This window comes from Escherichia sp. KTE159 (assembly GCF_000408805.1).
Taxonomy (GTDB): Bacteria; Pseudomonadota; Gammaproteobacteria; order Enterobacterales; family Enterobacteriaceae; genus Escherichia; species Escherichia marmotae.
In genome coordinates this window covers 2509524-2525686 of record NZ_KE137292.1, presented here as the reverse complement: position 1 = coordinate 2525686, position 16163 = coordinate 2509524, and the positions used below count along the sequence as shown (strand labels likewise).

Sequence of the window (16163 nt, the reverse complement as noted above, 5' to 3'; positions counted from 1 at the left end):
ATAAGACGCGTCAGCGTCGCATCAGGCATTGTGTACAGAAGGCGGATGCGGCGAAAACGCCTTTCCGCCCTACGAAATGAGTGTGGTTTGTAGGCCTGATAAGACGCGCCAGCGTCGCATCAGGCATTGTGCACAGAATGGCGGATACGGCGTAAACACCCTATCCGCCCGAATAAAAACTACTTCTGCGCTGCCAGCGCCTCATTCACCCAGCCATCAAACTGCTGCTGGTGGGCTTTGATCCAGCCATCAACGTGGCCCTGAATATCGCCTTCTGAGGCTTTGCCGTCATGCATAATGGCGTTCTGGGCGTTAATGTCCGCAACCGGCAACTGCATAATGGCGAACAGTTTCGCTGCCGCCGGGTTTTTCTCGGCCCAGGCTTTGTTGGCAACGATATGCATGGTGCTAACCGGGAAGCCGTAATTTGCGCCATTCGGCAGTTTGGTATCGGCGTTTTTATCACCCGGCAGTGCGGAGAACGGCACCTGCAACCAGACTACATCTTTCCCCGGCTTCAGTTCGTTACTCACCCAGTACGGTGTCCAGGTGTAGTAAAACACCGGCTTGCCCTCTTTGTAACGGCTGATGGTGTCGGCCATCATCGCCGCGTAGTTCCCCTGATTATGGGTTACGGTATTCGTCAGATCATAAGCGGCAAGCTGGTGGTTGATAGCGCCTTCGCAGCCCCAGCCGGGGTTACAGCCAGTTAAATCCGCTTTGCCATCGCCGTTGGTATCAAACAGTTTGGCAATCTTCGGATCTTTTAGCTGCGCGATGTTGGTAATTTTGTACTGGTCGGCCGTTTTCTTATCGATCAGGTATCCCTGCGCAGCGCCGTTAACAAATGTCCCTTCGCGATAAAACTTCTTATCGCCACCGGCAGCCTCATACATGTTGTCATGCAGCGGCGTCCAGTTCACAGCGGTAAAGGTCGCATCGCCGGAAGCCAGTGACGTATAACCAACGTTGTAATCCACTTCGCTGGGTTTGTTGACGGTATAACCTAATTTTTCCAGCGCACGGCTGACCAGCAATGTCTGGAAGGTTTCTTCGGTAATGGTGCTCTGAACCGGATTAACGGTAATACCTTTGCCCGGCAGATCGGCAGCAAAAGTTTGTGTAGAGATAAGCGTGGCAAACGCTGTCGCAAAAAGTACGCTATGTCGCATTGTTATTCCTTTTTTTGGCAGGGTGGCAATGCCCGGCGTCACCGGGCAGGTGCAGAGTTATTTAATGAACGGACGGGTCAGCAGACCGACAGGGCCAGTGGTGTACCAGCGACGGTTGCCGCGACTACGTGAGTCGCGCCCCACGGCCTGTGTCAGGCGATCGAGGATAATAGCGAGGATGACAATCCCGACGCCGCCAACGGTGGCAAGCCCCATATCCAGACGCCCGATACCGCGCAGTACCATTTGACCCAGCCCGCCGACGGCAATCATCGAGGCGATGACCACCATAGAAAGGGCCAGCATCAGCGTCTGGTTGACGCCCGCCATAATGGTCGGCATCGCCAGCGGTAACTGAACTTTGAACAGCATCTGGCGCGGGCTGGCACCGAATGAGCGCGAGGCTTCAATCAGATCCGCCGGAACCTGGTTAATCCCCAAAATGGTCAGACGGATAATAGGCGGCAGAGCAAAGATGATGGTCACCACCACGCCCGGCACGTTGCCGATACCAAACAGCATGACGATTGGCACCAGATAGACAAACGCTGGCGTCGTCTGCATGGCATCAAGCAGTGGACGGATGATTTTTGCTGCCCGTGGGCTTCTTGCCAGCCAGATCCCCAGCGGCAAACCGATGACAATACAGAATAGCAGGGCGGTTAACACCAGCGCCAAAGTCACCATTGCCTGCGACCATGCGCCGATCGCGCCGATAGCAATCAGTGAAACCAGCGTCGCCACGCCCATTCCGACACCGGAAATTTGCCAGGCTATCAGGGCGAAAACGATAATTGCCACAGGCGCGGGCATCCCCAGCAGCAGTTGCTGGAAACCGTTGAGAATATAATCCACCGGAACGCGCACACCCTGGAAGAGGGGGCGGAAATGGGTAACGACCCAGTCGATCCCTTCAGTTACCCAACTGTCGAGTGGGATCAGCGTCTTATGAAACGGATCGAGAATATTAAAATGCTCGACATTTGGTGCAGGCGTACTGGTCAGCCAGTCAGCGCCGCCGCCGTCAGTCGGTGCCGCAGCCGGTGTACCCCAGGCATCTGCGGATTGTGCGGCGCTGTCTGCCGCTGGCGTGGTATCCCACGGATTATTTTGATCAGCCATTATTTACCCCCTCACGATCTAAAGCGCGCAGCAGCATTCCTTTCGAAATGATGCCGACATACTGTTGGTCCTCGTCGACCACGGGCACCGCACAGGGTGCCTGTCCGACATGAGAGAGCAACTCGCTAAGAGGCGTTTGCGCATCGACCGCTAACGGCGCATCAATCAGCGCCGCATCAAGACCTTGCTGCTGCGTTAATGCTGCTTTTAACGAATCGATAGAGACTGCGCCGACAAATTTATTACCGCGTTCGATGACGTAGCCATATTCGCGATCTTCATCCTGTAATAATTTCAGTGCCGAACGCGGACCGAAGCCGGGGGTTTTACGAATTAAACCATTCGGGCTGCGGCGGGCAATATCTTTCGCGCTGAATACCTGACTAATATCAACGCCGCGGAAGAAGGTGCGGACATAATCATTCGCCGGATTATTGAGAATTTCATCCGGTGTGCCGACCTGTACCACTTCGCCATTTTGCATAATGGCAATTCGGTCGCCAATACGCATAGCTTCATCGAGATCGTGAGAAATAAAGACAATGGTGCGCTGATGTTTCGCCTGTAATTTTACCAGTTCATCCTGCATCTCGGTGCGAATTAATGGATCGAGCGCCGAGAAGGCTTCATCCATTAATAAAATATCCGGATTAATGGCTAATGCACGGGCTAATCCAACACGTTGACGCATTCCACCAGAGAGTTCGTCCGGGTAGCTGTGGGCATAATTTTCCAGACCTACCTGACGTAGTGCATCAATGGCTTTTTCCCGACGCTCTTCGGCGTTAATTCCGGCTAGTTCCATGCCAAACGCGGTATTGTCCAGCACGGTCATATGCGGCATTAAGGCAAAGGACTGAAAGACCATCGCAATCTTTTTTCTGCGCACCTCACGGAGTTCGGCGTCGGATATTTTGGCAATATCTACACCGTCAATCAGCACTTGTCCGCGGGTGGGTTCAATCAGGCGATTGAGAAGGCGTACCATTGTGGATTTACCCGAACCGGATAATCCCATGATGACAAATATCTCGCCTTCTTCAATGGCCAGACTGGCGTCTTTTACGCCAAGCGATAGCCCAGTTTTTTCCAGAATTTGTTCTTTTGAAAGTCCTTGTTCGATATATTTGAAAGCTCGCTGTGGATGCTCACCAAATATTTTATAAAGATTTTTAATTTCTAATTTAATTGCCATGCAATAGAAAGATTCCTGTTATTTGTTTATGTCGATATATTACCCAATGGAAATAGTCACTTTTTTCTACCCTAACATACTGAGAATCTGAGGCAACCCCTGAGGGCAAATGTGGCATGAATATTGATGCGAGCAAATTGCCGGAGTTTCCCGTGATATAAGGGCTGAGAGCAAATCGAGAAAAGTTGATATTTTTTGTTATAGATAGCGAAAAAACGCCTGAATATTGTGGTTTCAGGCGAATAATGCAACAGAGGGTCAGTGTAGATCACCACAAAATATTTGCGTGATAAAAAGCTGTTTAACTGGAATTATTTCCCTGCTGTGGGTGGTGATATTTTTGAAAAATAACCTCGTCAAAAATTCCAGTCTTCGTCTTCTGTTTCGACCGCTTTTCCCATCACATAAGAGGAACCAGAGCCGGAAAAGAAATCGTGATTTTCGTCGGCATTCGGTGAAAGCGCGGCAAGGATTGCCGGATTTACTTCTGCCATTTCTGCTGGAAATAACGGTTCGTATCCCAGATTCATTAAGGCTTTATTGGCGTTGTAACAGAGAAACGCTTTCACATCGTCAGCCCATGTTGTTTCGGCGTACAGCTCATCGGTGTATTGCAACTCGTTGTCGTAAAGTTCCAGCAATAAATCGAAGGCGAAACTCTTTAATTCTTCACGTTGTGCCTGGGAGATTTTTTCCAGGCTTTTCTGATATTTATAGCCAATGTAATAACCGTGTACTGCTTCATCGCGGATAATCAGGCGGATCAGATCGGCGGTATTGGTCAGCTTTCCGCGACTGGAAAAATACATTGGCAGCCAGAAGCCGGAATAGAACAAAAATGATTCAAGAAAGACACTGGCGATTTTCTTTTTCAGCGGGCTATCACCGCGATAATATTGCTGAATAATCTGTGCTTTTCGTTGCAACGGCGCATTTTCTTCACTCCAGGCATAGGCGGCATCAACCTCTTTTGTCTGGCACAGCGTCGAGAAAATAGAGCTGTAAGAGCGGGCATGAACGGCTTCCATAAAGCTGATATTCGACAACACTGCTTCTTCATGGGGCGTGAGTGCATCGGGTATCAACGAAGGCGCGCCGATAACGTTTTGCAACGTGTCGAGCAGCGTCAGTCCAGTAAATACGCGCATCGTCAGTTGTTGTTCGATGGTACTTAACGTTTGCCACGCGGGAATATCGTTCGACAGTGGCACTTTTTCCGGTAGCCAGAAATTGCTGGTCAGGCGATTCCATACTTCCAGATCTTTATCGTCAGTAATCTTGTTCCAGTTGATGGCGCTGATATGTGAGAGTTTCATAGATATTCCTTAAAGTGCACAGGAGACGCAGCCTTCAATTTCAGTGCCTTCCAGCGCCATCTGACGCAGGCGGATGTAGTAGAGCGTTTTGATACCTTTGCGCCAGGCGTAAATCTGCGCTTTATTGATATCGCGAGTGGTGGCGGTATCGGGGAAAAACAGCGTCAGCGACAGCCCCTGATCGACATGGCGAGTCGCTTCGGCGTAGGTGTCGATAATCTTTTCCGCGCCAATTTCGTAAGCGTCCTGATATAGCGCCAGATTTTCGTTAGTCATAAACGGGGCAGGGTAGTAAACGCGTCCTGTTTTGCCCTCTTTGCGTATCTCTACTTTCGCCACAATCGGATGAATACTCGACGTAGCATGGTTGATATAAGAGATAGAACCGGTTGGCGGCACCGCCTGAAGATTCTGGTTGTAAATGCCGTAGTGCATCACGTCGTCGCGCAGTTGCGCCCACATCTCACGGGTAGGTAACGTAATACCGCTACGGGCAAACAGTTCGCCAACTTTTGCCGTTTTCGGCTGCCAGTTACCTTGCAGATATTGGCTAAAATATTCACCGCTGGCATAGCGTGACTGTTTGAATCCGGCGAAGGTTTCACCACGTTCGCGCGCCAGCAACATCGAAGTGCGCAGGGCGTGCCAGGTGATGGTGTAGAAATAGAGATTGGTAAAATCCAGTGCTTCCGGCGAACCGTAAACGATACCCTCACGCGCCAGATAGCCGTGCAGATTCATCTGCCCCAGGCCGATGGCGTGCGAGGCGGCATTTCCGGCTTCGATGGACGGCACGCTGCGGATATGACTCATATCTGACACCGCCGTCAGACCGCGCACGGCTGTCTCTACCGTGCGGGCAAAGTCTGGCGAATCCATAGTGTGAGCAATATTCAACGAGCCTAAATTGCAGGAAATATCATGGCCTGTGCGAGCATAGTCGAGATTCTCGTCATACGCTGAGGCGCTGTTAACCTGCAAAATTTCTGAGCAGAGATTACTCATATTTATGCGCCCGGCAATAGGGTTAGCACGGTTAACCGTATCTTCATACATGATGTAGGGATAGCCGGACTCAAACTGGATCTCCGCCAGCCGCTGGAAGAAATCACGGGCGTTGATGTATTTTTTGCGGATGCGTTCATCGGCAACCAGTTCGTCATAGTGTTCGCTGATGGCGATATCAGCAAACGGCTTGCCGTAAACTCGCTCAACGTCATAGGGCGAAAACAGCGCCATCTGCGCATTCTCTTTCGCCAGATGGAAGGTGACATCCGGGATCACTACCCCCAGCGACAACGTTTTAATGCGGATTTTTTCATCGGCATTTTCCCGTTTTGTGTCGAGAAAACGCAGAATATCGGGATGGTGTGCGTGCAGATATACAGCCCCAGCCCCCTGACGAGCGCCGAGCTGGTTGGCATAGGAAAATGCGTCTTCCAGCATTTTCATCACCGGAATCACGCCAGAAGATTGATTTTCAATACGTTTAATCGGTGCACCCGCTTCCCGCAGATTCGACAGCAAAAACGCCACGCCGCCGCCGCGTTTCGACAGTTGTAGTGCGGAATTAACCGCCCGACCAATCGACTCCATATTGTCTTCAATACGTAGCAGAAAACAGGAAACCAGTTCGCCTCGCTGCTGTTTACCACAGTTGAGGAATGTTGGCGTGGCGGGCTGAAAGCGTCCTGATAGCATCTCATCGGTTAGCTGCGTCGCCAGCGTCTCATCACCTTGCGCCAGCGTTAGCGCCACCATCGTGACCCGATCGGCAAAATCTTCCAGATAACGTTTACCGTCGAAAGTCTTCAGCGTATAGCTGGTGTAAAACTTCCATGCACCGAGGAACGTCTGGAAACGAAAACCACTGGCGTGTGCATGGGCAAACAGCGTAATGACAAAGTTGCGAGAGTAGCGGTTGAGGACGCTTTCATCATAGTAACCTTCGTTGACCAGCCAGTTCAGGCGCTGCTGCTGGCTGCTAAAAGTCACACTGTTCGGGCGTACATGTGTCGCCATAAAAGCGTCTACTGCCTGGCGATCTTTATCGAACTGAATGCGACCCGCGCTATCGTAAAGGTTAAGCATCGCATTCAGGGCGTGGTAATCCATCGTTTCCTGCGTCAGGCGGTCTGCGGTTGTCGTTGCCAAAATTCGGTTACTCCTTTACGAACGTTTTCGATATCGCTTTGCGTACCCATGAGTTCAAAGCGGTATAGCCACGGCACGTCGCATTTCCGGGCAATCACATCTCCGGCGCGGCCATACGCCTCACCAAAATTGCGATTACCCGAAGCAATAACGCCGCGAAGCAACGCCCGGTTATGTTCGTCGTTTAAAAAGCGAATCACCTGCCGTGGCACAGCGCCAGCCGTACCGCCACCGCCGTAAGAGGGCACGATCAGGATGTAAGGCTCGTCTACCTGAATCCGTTCCCGCTCATTGAGCGGAATGCGCACGGCGGGCAGCCCTAAACGTTTGATAAAGCGATGTGTGTTTTCGGAGCTACTGGAGAAGTAGACGAGCTGACTCATGCGCTGGCTGCGTGTGGCGCTGGATGCAGGCGGTTGATCATGTCCGGACGAAAGCCAGACCAGCTAAGATCACCTGCAATCACTACCGGCAACTGGCGAAAGCCCTGGGCACGTAACGCCTCTGCCGCTTCAGGATCGCGATCGACATTAATCATCTCAAAGTCAAAGCCACGGTTTTCCATTGCTCGTTTGGTGGCGTGGCATTGAACGCAATCGTTACGAGTGTAAATAGTAATGCGCATGATTCGTATTTCCGTTTAAAATGAAGATACGGCGCGATGATACGCGTCGGGTTGTCTCTCTGTTGATACAGAGAGACTAGATGTAGATGAAAAAAGATTCAACCATACAAGATATGGGAATTTTAGATTATTGATACCGCCGTTGAGTGGCTCAACGGGGTAGGGGATTTTGTGTTTTGTTGCCGGGCGAGCCCCCCGGCAACAGCAAATTACATCCGCATGGAAACCGCCAGGCGGTTAAAGCAATTCATCAGCCCGATGGCAAACGTTAAGTCGCTGATCTCTGCTGCGCTGAAGTACTTAAGCAGAGGCTGATAAACGTCATCTTCTGCATGGGTTCGGGCAATATCGGTCACCGATTCCGCCCATGCCAGCGCCGCCCGCTCGCGATCGTCAAAATGATGGCTTACGCGCCAGCCTGCCAGGGCGTCCAGTTTGTTCTGCGGCACACCGGATTTGCGTAATGCTTTACTGTGCATCTCCAGACAAAATGCGCAGCCGTTGATTTGTGAGACGCGTAAATAAACTAACTCCATCAGAGTGGTATCCAGCGTACTATTTTCCAGCGCCGTTTTGGCCTGCACCAGTGCGTTATACACTGCCGGGCTAAGTTCGTAGTAGGGTTGACGTAATGTAGTCATACAGTTTCTCCTCTTATTAACGCCCGCAATGTAGCACTATAATGGACTGTCAAAGAGAGCCATAAATTACGTAAAAAAGCAGACCATATGCCGCGTTATCAGGAAATCGCCCGTCAGTTAAAAACGGCTATTGAGCAAGGGGAACTGAAACCTGGCGCAAGGCTACCTTCCAGCCGAACCTGGTCGCAGGAACTGGGCGTGTCTCGCTCCACAGTCGAAAATGCTTATGCTGAGCTGGTGGCACAGGGCTGGCTGGTCAGGCGGGGGCAGGCAGGCACCTTTGTCAGCGAACAGATACATCCACAAAAATCATCTTCTGATGTCGTCGTCTTTGCCGGTGAAAGCGAGCAGCCGTTGCCGTTTCAAATGGGATTACCCGCACTCGATCTCTTTCCGCGTGAGCTGTGGGCGCGGGTGATGGGCCGTCGCCTGCGAACCCAGACGCGTTTTAATTTGGCGTTAGGCGATGTCTGCGGCGAGGCGGCGTTGCGCGAGGCAATTGTTGATTATCTACGTGTCTCGCGCGGAATTGAGAGCCAGCCTGAGCAGGTATTTATCACACACGGTTATGCGGCATCGATGAGCTTAATTTTGCGTGCACTGGCGGAACCGGGAGACGGGATGTGGATGGAAGATCCCGGTTTTCCACTGATTCGTCCGATTGTCACTCGCCACGGTGTGAACGTTTTTCCTGTGCCTGTTGACGACAACGGACTGGATGTCACAAGCGGAATACAAAATTATCCTGATGCGCGTTTTGCTCTGATCACTCCGGCACATCAAAGCCCGCTGGGTGTTGCGCTCTCTTTGGCGCGCAGGCACCAGGTGCTGGAATGGGCAGAGCGTAGTCAGGCATGGGTTATTGAAGATGATTACGACAGTGAGTTCCGCTATCACGGTAAGCCGTTACCGGCGCTGAAAAGTCTCGATGCGCCGCAGCGGGTGATTTATGCCGGAACATTTAGCAAATCGCTTTTCCCGGCACTGCGCTGTGCGTGGCTGGTGGTGCCGGTGGAGCAGATTGCGCAATTCCGCCAACAGGCATCGCTGGAGCCATGTGCTGTGCCTGTTCTATGGCAGAACACTCTGGCAGATTTCATTCGTGATGGGCATTTCTGGAGGCATCTGAAGAAAATGCGTCAGCACTATGCTCAGCGTCGGCAGTGGATTGAGCAGGCGCTTACGCAACAGGGATTTCAGGTTGTACCGCAAAAAGGGGGAATCCAGATGGTTATCAGCATGATGGGCGATGATATTGCCTACGCGCGTAAAGCTAATGCCGCTGGCCTTGCGGTGCAGGCATTAAGTACCTGGCGTATTCGGTCAACCGGGAAAGGAGGATTGCTGCTCTCGTTTACCAATATCGTTAGCGAAAGCATGGCGCAGCAGGTGGCACAACAATTACGCGATGCTTTAAGTTAAAAACCCCGAAGTCAGGCTTCGGGGCCAGGGACGTGTATTTATTATCATTGTTCCACTACGATTTGCGCATACCTAACAGTGCACCGATAAAAATCCCTACCGCCGCCGCTGTACCCACGCTACACCAGGGTCTTTCACGAACAAAAGAATCAGCGCAACCCACGGCATCACGTGCGGCTTGTTGGACGCGAGTACGACCATGCATCCGCGCTCTGGTTTCTTTCAGTAGCGCCTGTGCTTTACTGCGTGCAGCTTCGGCTTCCCCTTTGGCGTCGCTACCCCAGGACTTCAATACAGATTCGAGGCTATCAGCTAATTGATTGACATCATTCTGAATATCCTGCACGCCATCATCGACGTCGTTGCGGTTAGGTCGGTTAAACATATGATCCCCCTTTGAATTCGATGTAATTTTCAGTGTAGACCATAATTTTCTTTGCTGAGACTCATCGCGGCTTTATGGACTTTTCTGAAAGCGTTGTGAATGCTCAATCAGGTAAGGTAGGCCCGCGGTAGATAATCACGAGGATAAAATATGTATTTACGACCAGACGAGGTAGCTCGCGTACTTGAGAAAGTCGGTTTTACCGTCGATGTGGTAACCCAGAAAGCATACGGTTACCGCCGTGGGGAACATTATGTTTATGTTAATCGCGAAGCACGAATGGGACGTACCGCACTGGTAATTCATCCAACATTAAAAGAGCGTAGTTCGACGCTGGCAGAACCCGCTTCTGATATTAAAACCTGCGATCATTACCAGCAATTTCCGCTCTACTTTGCGGGCGAGCGACACGAGCATTACGGTATTCCGCATGGTTTTAGTTCGCGTGTTGCGCTTGAACGTTATTTGCATGGCTTGTTTGGCGAAACCAATTAAAGACGCGACTGGCATTGCCAGTCGCGAAAAGAAGAGTCAGGCTTTTACCTGCTGGTAACGGCTGACTTTAAATAGCCGGCGGCAGTAATCGAGGAAGTAGCCATAGACCGCCCCCATCAACATCGAAACAACGATGTTTGAACTGACCGCAGCCATAATCTGGTGCCAGTCTGCGCCCACTACCAGCAAGATCGCCATATACACCGGTGACTGAAACGTCACATAAGCCAGAATATCTGCCAGATTTTTTATCCATCCAGACTGGCTAACTTTGCGTGCCGCGCGCATAAACAGATCCCGGTACATGCCGTATGGCCATGCAATTAAGATGTTCACCGGAATTGCCACTAACCTGGAGTAAAGAGACTGCTCGAAGCTCATTCCGGAGAGGAAAACTTCAATACACATGTTCACGACAGAACAGTAAACAACCATCGCGAACGTGTCTGCAACTGCATGACGCAAGCGTGACTGCGGTGAGAACATGCCAATGCTCCTTAATAAAAGCGAAATCGGATATGAATGAAAATGAATGCAGTGCTCTGAGCTGCCTGTTTCATCTTTGCATAGCGTATATCGCTGGATGCAAGTAATCAATTAGTGAAAAATTTTTATTTATTTTGTTTTCGTAGATAAAATATTCCGCGATGGCGTGTTTTTTGTACATTATGGATTTTTAAATGCTTATTCTAATAATATGATTTAAAATCATATTGTTATGTTGGTATTTTGACATGTTCGGCGGGGAAGGCTAAGGGAGGTAATGCTGCAAAGTGTAGGCAATCCGGCGTAAGTAGCGCTTTTACTCTATCTGGAATTTTTAGCGACTTAAAGCGACTAATGCCAGCATAAAATTTTAGGTGTTGAATTGTTGTTTTATTCGTTTTTTCTGTATATTTATGCGGAGGTTGTTGATTTGCCATCAGTGTCGATGAGACAGAGAGCACCTGACTATTTGCTAATGGCTGGAATGACTAAGCTAAATGGCTAATATATAATCTGAAATAATTATTAATCTATCTGGAAATAACGCTTGAAATAATATCACTGGCGATTGTAAATAGATTAAATTTTGTGGAAATATAATAAACGATCGCTTACACTACGCGGCGAAATACTTTTTTGTTTTGGCGTTAAAAGGTTTTCTTTATTATGTCTGTAATGTTACAAAGTTTAAATAACATCCGCACCCTTCGTGCGATGGCTCGCGAATTCTCCATTGACGTTCTTGAAGAAATGCTCGAAAAATTCAGGGTTGTCACTAAAGAAAGACGTGAAGAAGAAGAACAGCAGCAGCGTGAACTGGCTGAGCGCCAGGAGAAAATTAGCACCTGGCTGGAGCTGATGAAGGCTGACGGAATTAATCCGGAAGAGTTATTTGGTAATAATACTGCTGCACCGCGTGCAGGTAAAAAACGCCAGCCGCGTCCGGCGAAATACCAATTCACCGATTTTAATGGTGAAACCAAAACCTGGACCGGTCAGGGTCGTACACCGAAGCCGATCGCTCAGGCTCTGGCAGAAGGTAAATCTCTCGACGATTTCCTGATCTAATCACTGTTGCCGGATGTCGCCACGATGGCGCGTCCGGCGTCATTACTCAAGCTCGCTGATTCCACGGCATCTTATCTAACAGCCTTGCCATCCCACAAAAACCGCTGATTCCTGCAAACATTAATCCAACACCGACAAATCCACTTAATAAGAAGAAGCTGCTATTAACGGCATAACCCAGTACGACGCCGATTAATATTAAACCACCAGCAGCGATCTGCACCTGACGCATTAATGGCAAAGGCTGGGATTTATTTTCAGCTACTGGAAATCCTGCTTTTTTCCAGCCATCAATTCCGCCTTCCAGTAAAAAAATATCTGCGGGGGAGGCAATCGCTTCTAATTTTTGCGCATTATTACTGGTTCGTTTTCCCGCCTGACAGTGGAATATAATTTGCTCGCTACGTAATTTTGCCGGGAGACCAGACTGTTCCAGCACAGATATCGGTGCCAGAGAGGCTTCTGGAATATGTTCACGAAGATATTCGTCGGCATCGCGAATATCGATTAACTTTGCACCGTGCGCGATTAATTCTTGTGCGTCATGCGGCGAAATTGTTGTCAAAGCCATGGTCACTCCTTACGGACAATAGACATTTTTCAGGGTGGCGATAATGGCATTTACCGCCTCATTTTTTATCGAATAAAGAACGCGCTGCGCATCCCGTTGGCTGTCGATAAGCCCTTCGTCACGCATACGAGCGAGATGCTGTGACGTTGCAGAGGCGCTAAGTCCGGTAATGCGAGCCAGTTCACCGGCGCTGGTGCAGGGTGAACCACAAAGCATGCATAGAATCAGCAGCCGTTTGGGGTGACTCATCGCTTTCAGCAAGGCCGCGGCCTGTTCGGCACTGGCCTGTAGTTGGGCTAGTTCAGTCATAGTTATTTAAGTATTTGCTAAATTAAGTAAACTCTAAACTAAAAATGCAACGTATACCAGCGTAAGCAGCGTAAATGAGGGTAAAAGCGTAGGCTGAAACGGCCAGGCTCCGCTAAAATCACTACGCTTAAGAGGTGAAATCTCTTTTTAAACAATGATTAATTTTCTTATAGGGAGTAAATATGGGTTTCTGGAGAATCGTCATCACCATCATTTTGCCACCGCTCGGCGTGCTGTTAGGTAAAGGATTTGGTTGGGCGTTCATCATTAATATCCTGCTGACGTTGCTTGGTTATATTCCTGGTTTAATTCACGCTTTTTGGGTGCAAACCCGCGATTAATCCTGTGCTCACCCACGCGGCGTAAACGCGCCGCGTTCCTCTGCTACACTTTCTGAGTGTTTCCATTAACGAATGAGGTAGCTATGGGTCTGTTCAATTTTGTGAAAGAGGCAGGAGAAAAGCTCTGGGATACCGTCACTGGTCAGCATGATAAAGACGATCAGGCGAAGAAGGTGCAAGAGCATCTGAACAAAACCGGTATTCCCGATGCCGATAAAGTGAATATTCAGATTGTCGATGGTAAAGCGACAGTCACAGGTGACGGCTTAAGTCAGGAAGCGAAGGAAAAAATCCTTGTTGCAGTGGGGAATATTTCCGGTATTGCCAGCGTGGACGATCAGGTAAAAACGGCGACGCCAGCAACTGCCAGCCAGTTTTATACCGTTAAGTCTGGCGACACCCTGAGTGCCATTTCCAAACAGGTTTACGGCAACGCCAATCTCTACAATAAAATCTTCGAAGCGAATAAACCGATGCTAAAAAGCCCGGATAAAATTTATCCAGGGCAGGTTTTGCGTATTCCTGAAGAGTGATCGTTATCCCGCCATCGCCTGCTGGATAATCGGAATCGGCGTCAGCAAATGTTGACGCATTAACTCACTGGCGCGCGCAGTATCTCGCGCCAGCACAGCGTCGGTTAAAATTTGATGCTGATCGCGTTTATCTTCCAGCATTTCTACTGAAAGCACTGTTTGCCGCAGCCAGATGAATCTGTAGCGTGCCGCCAGATCAAACAAACGCTCGCGCATTTGTAGTAAATAGTGGGAACCGCAGCCAGCCACAATCGCAGTATGAAATGCCTGATGGCGCTGGTCCCACTCATCAAGCATTTGCTCGCTGGCGTCAGAGGCTTCCAGTTTACCAAGCAAATGTGCTTTCGCGAGAATGTCAGCTTCCCATTCATCACTGCCACGGGCAATCGCCAGACTCACCAGCATCGCTTCCATATTGGCGCGGGCATCGAAAATATCGAGCAGTTCCTGCTCTGACATAGACGCCACCCGATATCCTTTTTGATTCACCACCGTGACCAGTCGTTCCGCTACCAGTTGCGAAAGGGCTTCCCGCAACGGCCCGACGCCGAGTGAATAGCGCGACGTCAGCAAACTCATTCGCAGTTTTTCATCCGGCTGAAAATGGCCGCGAATAATATCGTTCTTCAGCCAGCGATAGCCATCCAGAGACGTAATGGTCATGGTGTGACTCCAGCTCAACGTTAATGCGTATTATGCGCGGGTAATTTTTGCCACATTATTAGCTTTTTCCAGCGCGCCATAATTGGCACGGTACAGATAATCCCTATTGCTAATAAGCCGGTGGAAATGACCTCGAGTTGCTGTGCCGGACGGAATAACATCACCACCAATACAAAGGTAATAAAGCTAATCACCAGCCAGGTAAGCCACGGATAAAGCCACATGCGCAGGCGAATTTCGCCGCCTTCTGCCAGCAGAATTTTACGCATCCGCAATTGTGAAACGGCGATGACTAAATAAACCAGCAGGGCGATGGCGCCGGAGCTGTCGATCAGGAATTTAAACACTTTCGCAGGCGCGTAATAGTTCACCACCACCGTTAAAAACGCCGCACCGGTCGAGAGTAATACAGCCACGTAAGGTGTTTTACTGCGGTTGATTTTGCCCATTACTGCAGGTGCATCACCGCGACGGCTCAGTGAGTAAAGCATTCGCGAGGCGGTATACAGCGCTGAGTTCAGGCAACTGGTCACTGATAGCAAAATAACGCAATCCATAATGAATTTTGCGTGCGGAATATTCAGCAGCTCCAGTACGGAACGGTAGGAACCCACGGTTTTCAGTCCTGGCATATTCCACGGGATGAGAGCCACGACGACAAAAATAGAACACAAATAGAAAATAGAGATACGCCAGATAACCGAGTTGGTGGCGCGAACAATATGTTTATCCGGCGTGTCGGATTCTGCTGCTGCGATGGTGACAATTTCCGCGCCCATAAACGAGAACATGGTGATAAGCATCGCGCTTAATACCGCACCAAAACCATTCGGCATAAAGCCGCCGCTATCCCATAATCTTGAGATACCACTCACTTCGGCATAAGGATAAAAACCGCTAATCGCCACTGCACCGAGGAAAATAAACGCCAGGATAGCAATCACTTTGCATATCGCTAACCAGAACTCAAATTCGCCGTAGTTTTTGACGCTTAATAAATTACTTCCGGTTAAGGCGAGGGTAATAACGAGGGAAAATAACCAGATGGGAATACCGGGAACCCATGAATGCAGGATCATGGCGGCAATGTTGGCTTCTAGCGGGATAACCAGTACCCAAAACCACCAGTACAGCCAGCCGATGGTATAGCCCGCCCAGCGGCCAATGGCTTTATCGGCATAGGTGGAAAAGGAGCCGGTGTCGGGCGTAGCAACCGCCATTTCCGCCAGCATTCGCATAATCATAACCACCAGTAATCCGGCGAACAGATAGGCCAGCAATACCGCCGGACCCGCTTCGGCTATAGCGACGCTGGAACCGACAAACAGACTTGCGCCGATAACACCGGCAATAGACAACATGGTGACGTGGCGTGATTTCAGCCCGCCGCCTAACTCATGTGGTTGCGATGATTGCCCCATCCTGAATCCTCTCGAAAGTGTGTCACTTGGGAGAGCGCCCCGACATTTCCCGCGTCGGGTCACGCGTTTAATTGTTATTAACTCTTTTTGCCGGAGAGCGGCTCCGCCTTATCCGGCCGACATAGATTTATTCCTGTTTACGTACAGATTGTCGGATGCGGCGTAAACGCCTTATCCGACCTACATTTCCGTGGGCCGGGCAAGATGCAAAGCGTCGCCTCCGGCATGGGTGCGCCGAGTGTCG

General features: G+C 50.0%; 19 protein-coding genes. 5 read left to right on the top strand and 14 right to left on the bottom strand.

Translation table 11 applies throughout. From position 1 onward, the window contains the following. Nucleotides 1–179: 179 nt before the first annotated feature. The 8 genes from proX to A31E_RS09705 all read right to left on the bottom strand — a co-directional run bounded on the left by proX (nt 180) and on the right by A31E_RS09705 (nt 8225). A complete protein-coding gene (gene proX / locus A31E_RS09670; RefSeq protein ID WP_001516924.1) occupies nt 180–1172 on the bottom strand; it encodes a glycine betaine/L-proline ABC transporter substrate-binding protein ProX in 993 nt (330 codons plus the stop codon). 57 nt (nt 1173–1229) lie between these two features. After that, nucleotides 1230–2294 (bottom strand): glycine betaine/L-proline ABC transporter permease ProW, encoded by a 1065-nt coding sequence (proW, locus tag A31E_RS09675; RefSeq protein ID WP_000774962.1) that lies wholly within the window; start codon nt 2292–2294, stop codon nt 1230–1232. After that, nucleotides 2287–3489, bottom strand: coding sequence for a glycine betaine/L-proline ABC transporter ATP-binding protein ProV (gene proV, locus A31E_RS09680; RefSeq protein WP_000985481.1), 1203 nt, complete (start codon nt 3487–3489; stop codon nt 2287–2289). The genes proW and proV overlap by 8 nt, the downstream gene beginning before the upstream one ends. Before the next feature lie 356 nt (nt 3490–3845). After that, nucleotides 3846–4805 (bottom strand): class 1b ribonucleoside-diphosphate reductase subunit beta, encoded by a 960-nt coding sequence (gene nrdF / locus A31E_RS09685; protein ID WP_016249105.1) that lies wholly within the window; start codon nt 4803–4805, stop codon nt 3846–3848. A 9-nt stretch (nt 4806–4814) separates the two neighbouring features. Then, nucleotides 4815–6959, bottom strand: a complete 2145-nt coding sequence (gene nrdE / locus A31E_RS09690; RefSeq protein WP_000246498.1) for a class 1b ribonucleoside-diphosphate reductase subunit alpha — start codon at nt 6957–6959, stop codon at nt 4815–4817. Beyond that, nucleotides 6932–7342, bottom strand: coding sequence for a class Ib ribonucleoside-diphosphate reductase assembly flavoprotein NrdI (gene nrdI / locus A31E_RS09695; RefSeq protein WP_001516921.1), 411 nt, complete (start codon nt 7340–7342; stop codon nt 6932–6934). Before nrdI ends, nrdE begins: the two co-directional genes overlap by 28 nt. Continuing rightward, nucleotides 7339–7584, bottom strand: coding sequence for a glutaredoxin-like protein NrdH (gene nrdH / locus A31E_RS09700; RefSeq protein WP_001223225.1), 246 nt, complete (start codon nt 7582–7584; stop codon nt 7339–7341). The genes nrdI and nrdH overlap by 4 nt, the downstream gene beginning before the upstream one ends. A 209-nt stretch (nt 7585–7793) precedes the next feature. Then, nucleotides 7794–8225, bottom strand: coding sequence for a carboxymuconolactone decarboxylase family protein (locus A31E_RS09705; protein ID WP_000209798.1), 432 nt, complete (start codon nt 8223–8225; stop codon nt 7794–7796). An 87-nt stretch (nt 8226–8312) separates the two neighbouring features. Here A31E_RS09705 and A31E_RS09710 point away from each other — a divergent pair, with 87 nt between their 5' ends. Further along, nucleotides 8313–9647, top strand: coding sequence for a MocR-like pyridoxine biosynthesis transcription factor PdxR (locus tag A31E_RS09710; protein WP_016249104.1), 1335 nt, complete (start codon nt 8313–8315; stop codon nt 9645–9647). A 55-nt stretch (nt 9648–9702) separates the two neighbouring features. Here the strand turns inward: A31E_RS09710 and A31E_RS09715 are convergent, their stop codons facing one another. Continuing rightward, entirely contained in the window at nt 9703–10032 is a 330-nt protein-coding gene (locus A31E_RS09715; protein WP_000483312.1) for an ElaB/YgaM/YqjD family protein, read from the bottom strand. Nucleotides 10033–10182: 150 nt separating this feature from the next. Between A31E_RS09715 and A31E_RS09720 the strand changes: the two genes are divergently transcribed. Next, nucleotides 10183–10527 carry a DUF2002 family protein gene (locus A31E_RS09720; RefSeq protein WP_000281311.1) on the top strand — a complete coding sequence of 115 codons (345 nt, stop codon included), beginning with the start codon at nt 10183–10185 and terminating at the stop codon, nt 10525–10527. A gap of 36 nt (nt 10528–10563) precedes the next feature. On the opposite strand, the gene alaE is transcribed toward A31E_RS09720, so the two are convergent. Continuing rightward, entirely contained in the window at nt 10564–11013 is a 450-nt protein-coding gene (gene alaE, locus A31E_RS09725; protein WP_000492662.1) for an L-alanine exporter AlaE, read from the bottom strand. A 666-nt stretch (nt 11014–11679) separates the two neighbouring features. On the opposite strand from alaE, the gene stpA reads away from it, so the two are divergent. Then, the gene (stpA, locus tag A31E_RS09730) at nt 11680–12081 is read left to right on the top strand and encodes a DNA-binding protein StpA (protein WP_000115376.1); all 402 of its coding nucleotides are present in this window, start codon (nt 11680–11682) and stop codon (nt 12079–12081) included. A 46-nt stretch (nt 12082–12127) separates the two neighbouring features. Here stpA and A31E_RS09735 read toward each other — a convergent pair whose 3' ends face one another. Together A31E_RS09735 and A31E_RS09740 are read right to left on the bottom strand one after the other, a co-directional pair. Continuing rightward, nucleotides 12128–12652: a rhodanese family protein gene (locus tag A31E_RS09735; protein ID WP_001229434.1), complete on the bottom strand. Its 525-nt coding sequence runs from the start codon at nt 12650–12652 to the stop codon at nt 12128–12130. Nucleotides 12653–12661: 9 nt separating this feature from the next. Next, nucleotides 12662–12961, bottom strand: coding sequence for an ArsR/SmtB family transcription factor (locus tag A31E_RS09740; protein WP_001516919.1), 300 nt, complete (start codon nt 12959–12961; stop codon nt 12662–12664). Between the two features lie 182 nt (nt 12962–13143). On the opposite strand from A31E_RS09740, the gene A31E_RS09745 reads away from it, so the two are divergent. Both A31E_RS09745 and kbp read left to right on the top strand, forming a co-directional pair. After that, on the top strand, nt 13144–13302 hold the full coding sequence (locus A31E_RS09745; RefSeq protein WP_000508177.1) for a YqaE/Pmp3 family membrane protein: 159 nt from the start codon (nt 13144–13146) through the stop codon (nt 13300–13302). Between the two features lie 83 nt (nt 13303–13385). Further along, nucleotides 13386–13835, top strand: a complete 450-nt coding sequence (gene kbp, locus A31E_RS09750) for a potassium binding protein Kbp (RefSeq protein WP_000522431.1) — start codon at nt 13386–13388, stop codon at nt 13833–13835. Nucleotides 13836–13838: 3 nt separating this feature from the next. On the opposite strand, the gene csiR is transcribed toward kbp, so the two are convergent. Beyond that, the gene (gene csiR, locus A31E_RS09755; RefSeq protein ID WP_001516917.1) at nt 13839–14498 is read right to left on the bottom strand and encodes a DNA-binding transcriptional regulator CsiR; all 660 of its coding nucleotides are present in this window, start codon (nt 14496–14498) and stop codon (nt 13839–13841) included. 20 nt (nt 14499–14518) lie between these two features. Further along, on the bottom strand, nt 14519–15919 hold the full coding sequence (gene gabP / locus A31E_RS09760) for a GABA permease (protein ID WP_000531675.1): 1401 nt from the start codon (nt 15917–15919) through the stop codon (nt 14519–14521). Nucleotides 15920–16163 lie beyond the last annotated feature (244 nt).

Bases quoted from the DNA above. Each gene is read 5' to 3' on its own strand.
- A31E_RS09705 (WP_000209798.1), bottom strand. From the start codon at position 8,225: ATGACTACATTACGTCAACCCTACTACGAACTTAGCCCGGCAGTGTAT.
- alaE (WP_000492662.1), bottom strand. From the start codon at position 11,013: ATGTTCTCACCGCAGTCACGCTTGCGTCATGCAGTTGCAGACACGTTC.
- nrdI (WP_001516921.1), bottom strand. From the start codon at position 7,342: ATGAGTCAGCTCGTCTACTTCTCCAGTAGCTCCGAAAACACACATCGC.
- proW (WP_000774962.1), bottom strand. From the start codon at position 2,294: ATGGCTGATCAAAATAATCCGTGGGATACCACGCCAGCGGCAGACAGC.
- nrdF (WP_016249105.1), bottom strand. From the start codon at position 4,805: ATGAAACTCTCACATATCAGCGCCATCAACTGGAACAAGATTACTGAC.
- stpA (WP_000115376.1), top strand. From the start codon at position 11,680: ATGTCTGTAATGTTACAAAGTTTAAATAACATCCGCACCCTTCGTGCG.
- A31E_RS09735 (WP_001229434.1), bottom strand. From the start codon at position 12,652: ATGGCTTTGACAACAATTTCGCCGCATGACGCACAAGAATTAATCGCG.
- kbp (WP_000522431.1), top strand. From the start codon at position 13,386: ATGGGTCTGTTCAATTTTGTGAAAGAGGCAGGAGAAAAGCTCTGGGAT.
- A31E_RS09715 (WP_000483312.1), bottom strand. From the start codon at position 10,032: ATGTTTAACCGACCTAACCGCAACGACGTCGATGATGGCGTGCAGGAT.
- csiR (WP_001516917.1), bottom strand. From the start codon at position 14,498: ATGACCATTACGTCTCTGGATGGCTATCGCTGGCTGAAGAACGATATT.
- A31E_RS09710 (WP_016249104.1), top strand. From the start codon at position 8,313: ATGCCGCGTTATCAGGAAATCGCCCGTCAGTTAAAAACGGCTATTGAG.
- A31E_RS09745 (WP_000508177.1), top strand. From the start codon at position 13,144: ATGGGTTTCTGGAGAATCGTCATCACCATCATTTTGCCACCGCTCGGC.
- A31E_RS09720 (WP_000281311.1), top strand. From the start codon at position 10,183: ATGTATTTACGACCAGACGAGGTAGCTCGCGTACTTGAGAAAGTCGGT.
- gabP (WP_000531675.1), bottom strand. From the start codon at position 15,919: ATGGGGCAATCATCGCAACCACATGAGTTAGGCGGCGGGCTGAAATCA.
- proX (WP_001516924.1), bottom strand. From the start codon at position 1,172: ATGCGACATAGCGTACTTTTTGCGACAGCGTTTGCCACGCTTATCTCT.
- nrdH (WP_001223225.1), bottom strand. From the start codon at position 7,584: ATGCGCATTACTATTTACACTCGTAACGATTGCGTTCAATGCCACGCC.
- proV (WP_000985481.1), bottom strand. From the start codon at position 3,489: ATGGCAATTAAATTAGAAATTAAAAATCTTTATAAAATATTTGGTGAG.
- A31E_RS09740 (WP_001516919.1), bottom strand. From the start codon at position 12,961: ATGACTGAACTAGCCCAACTACAGGCCAGTGCCGAACAGGCCGCGGCC.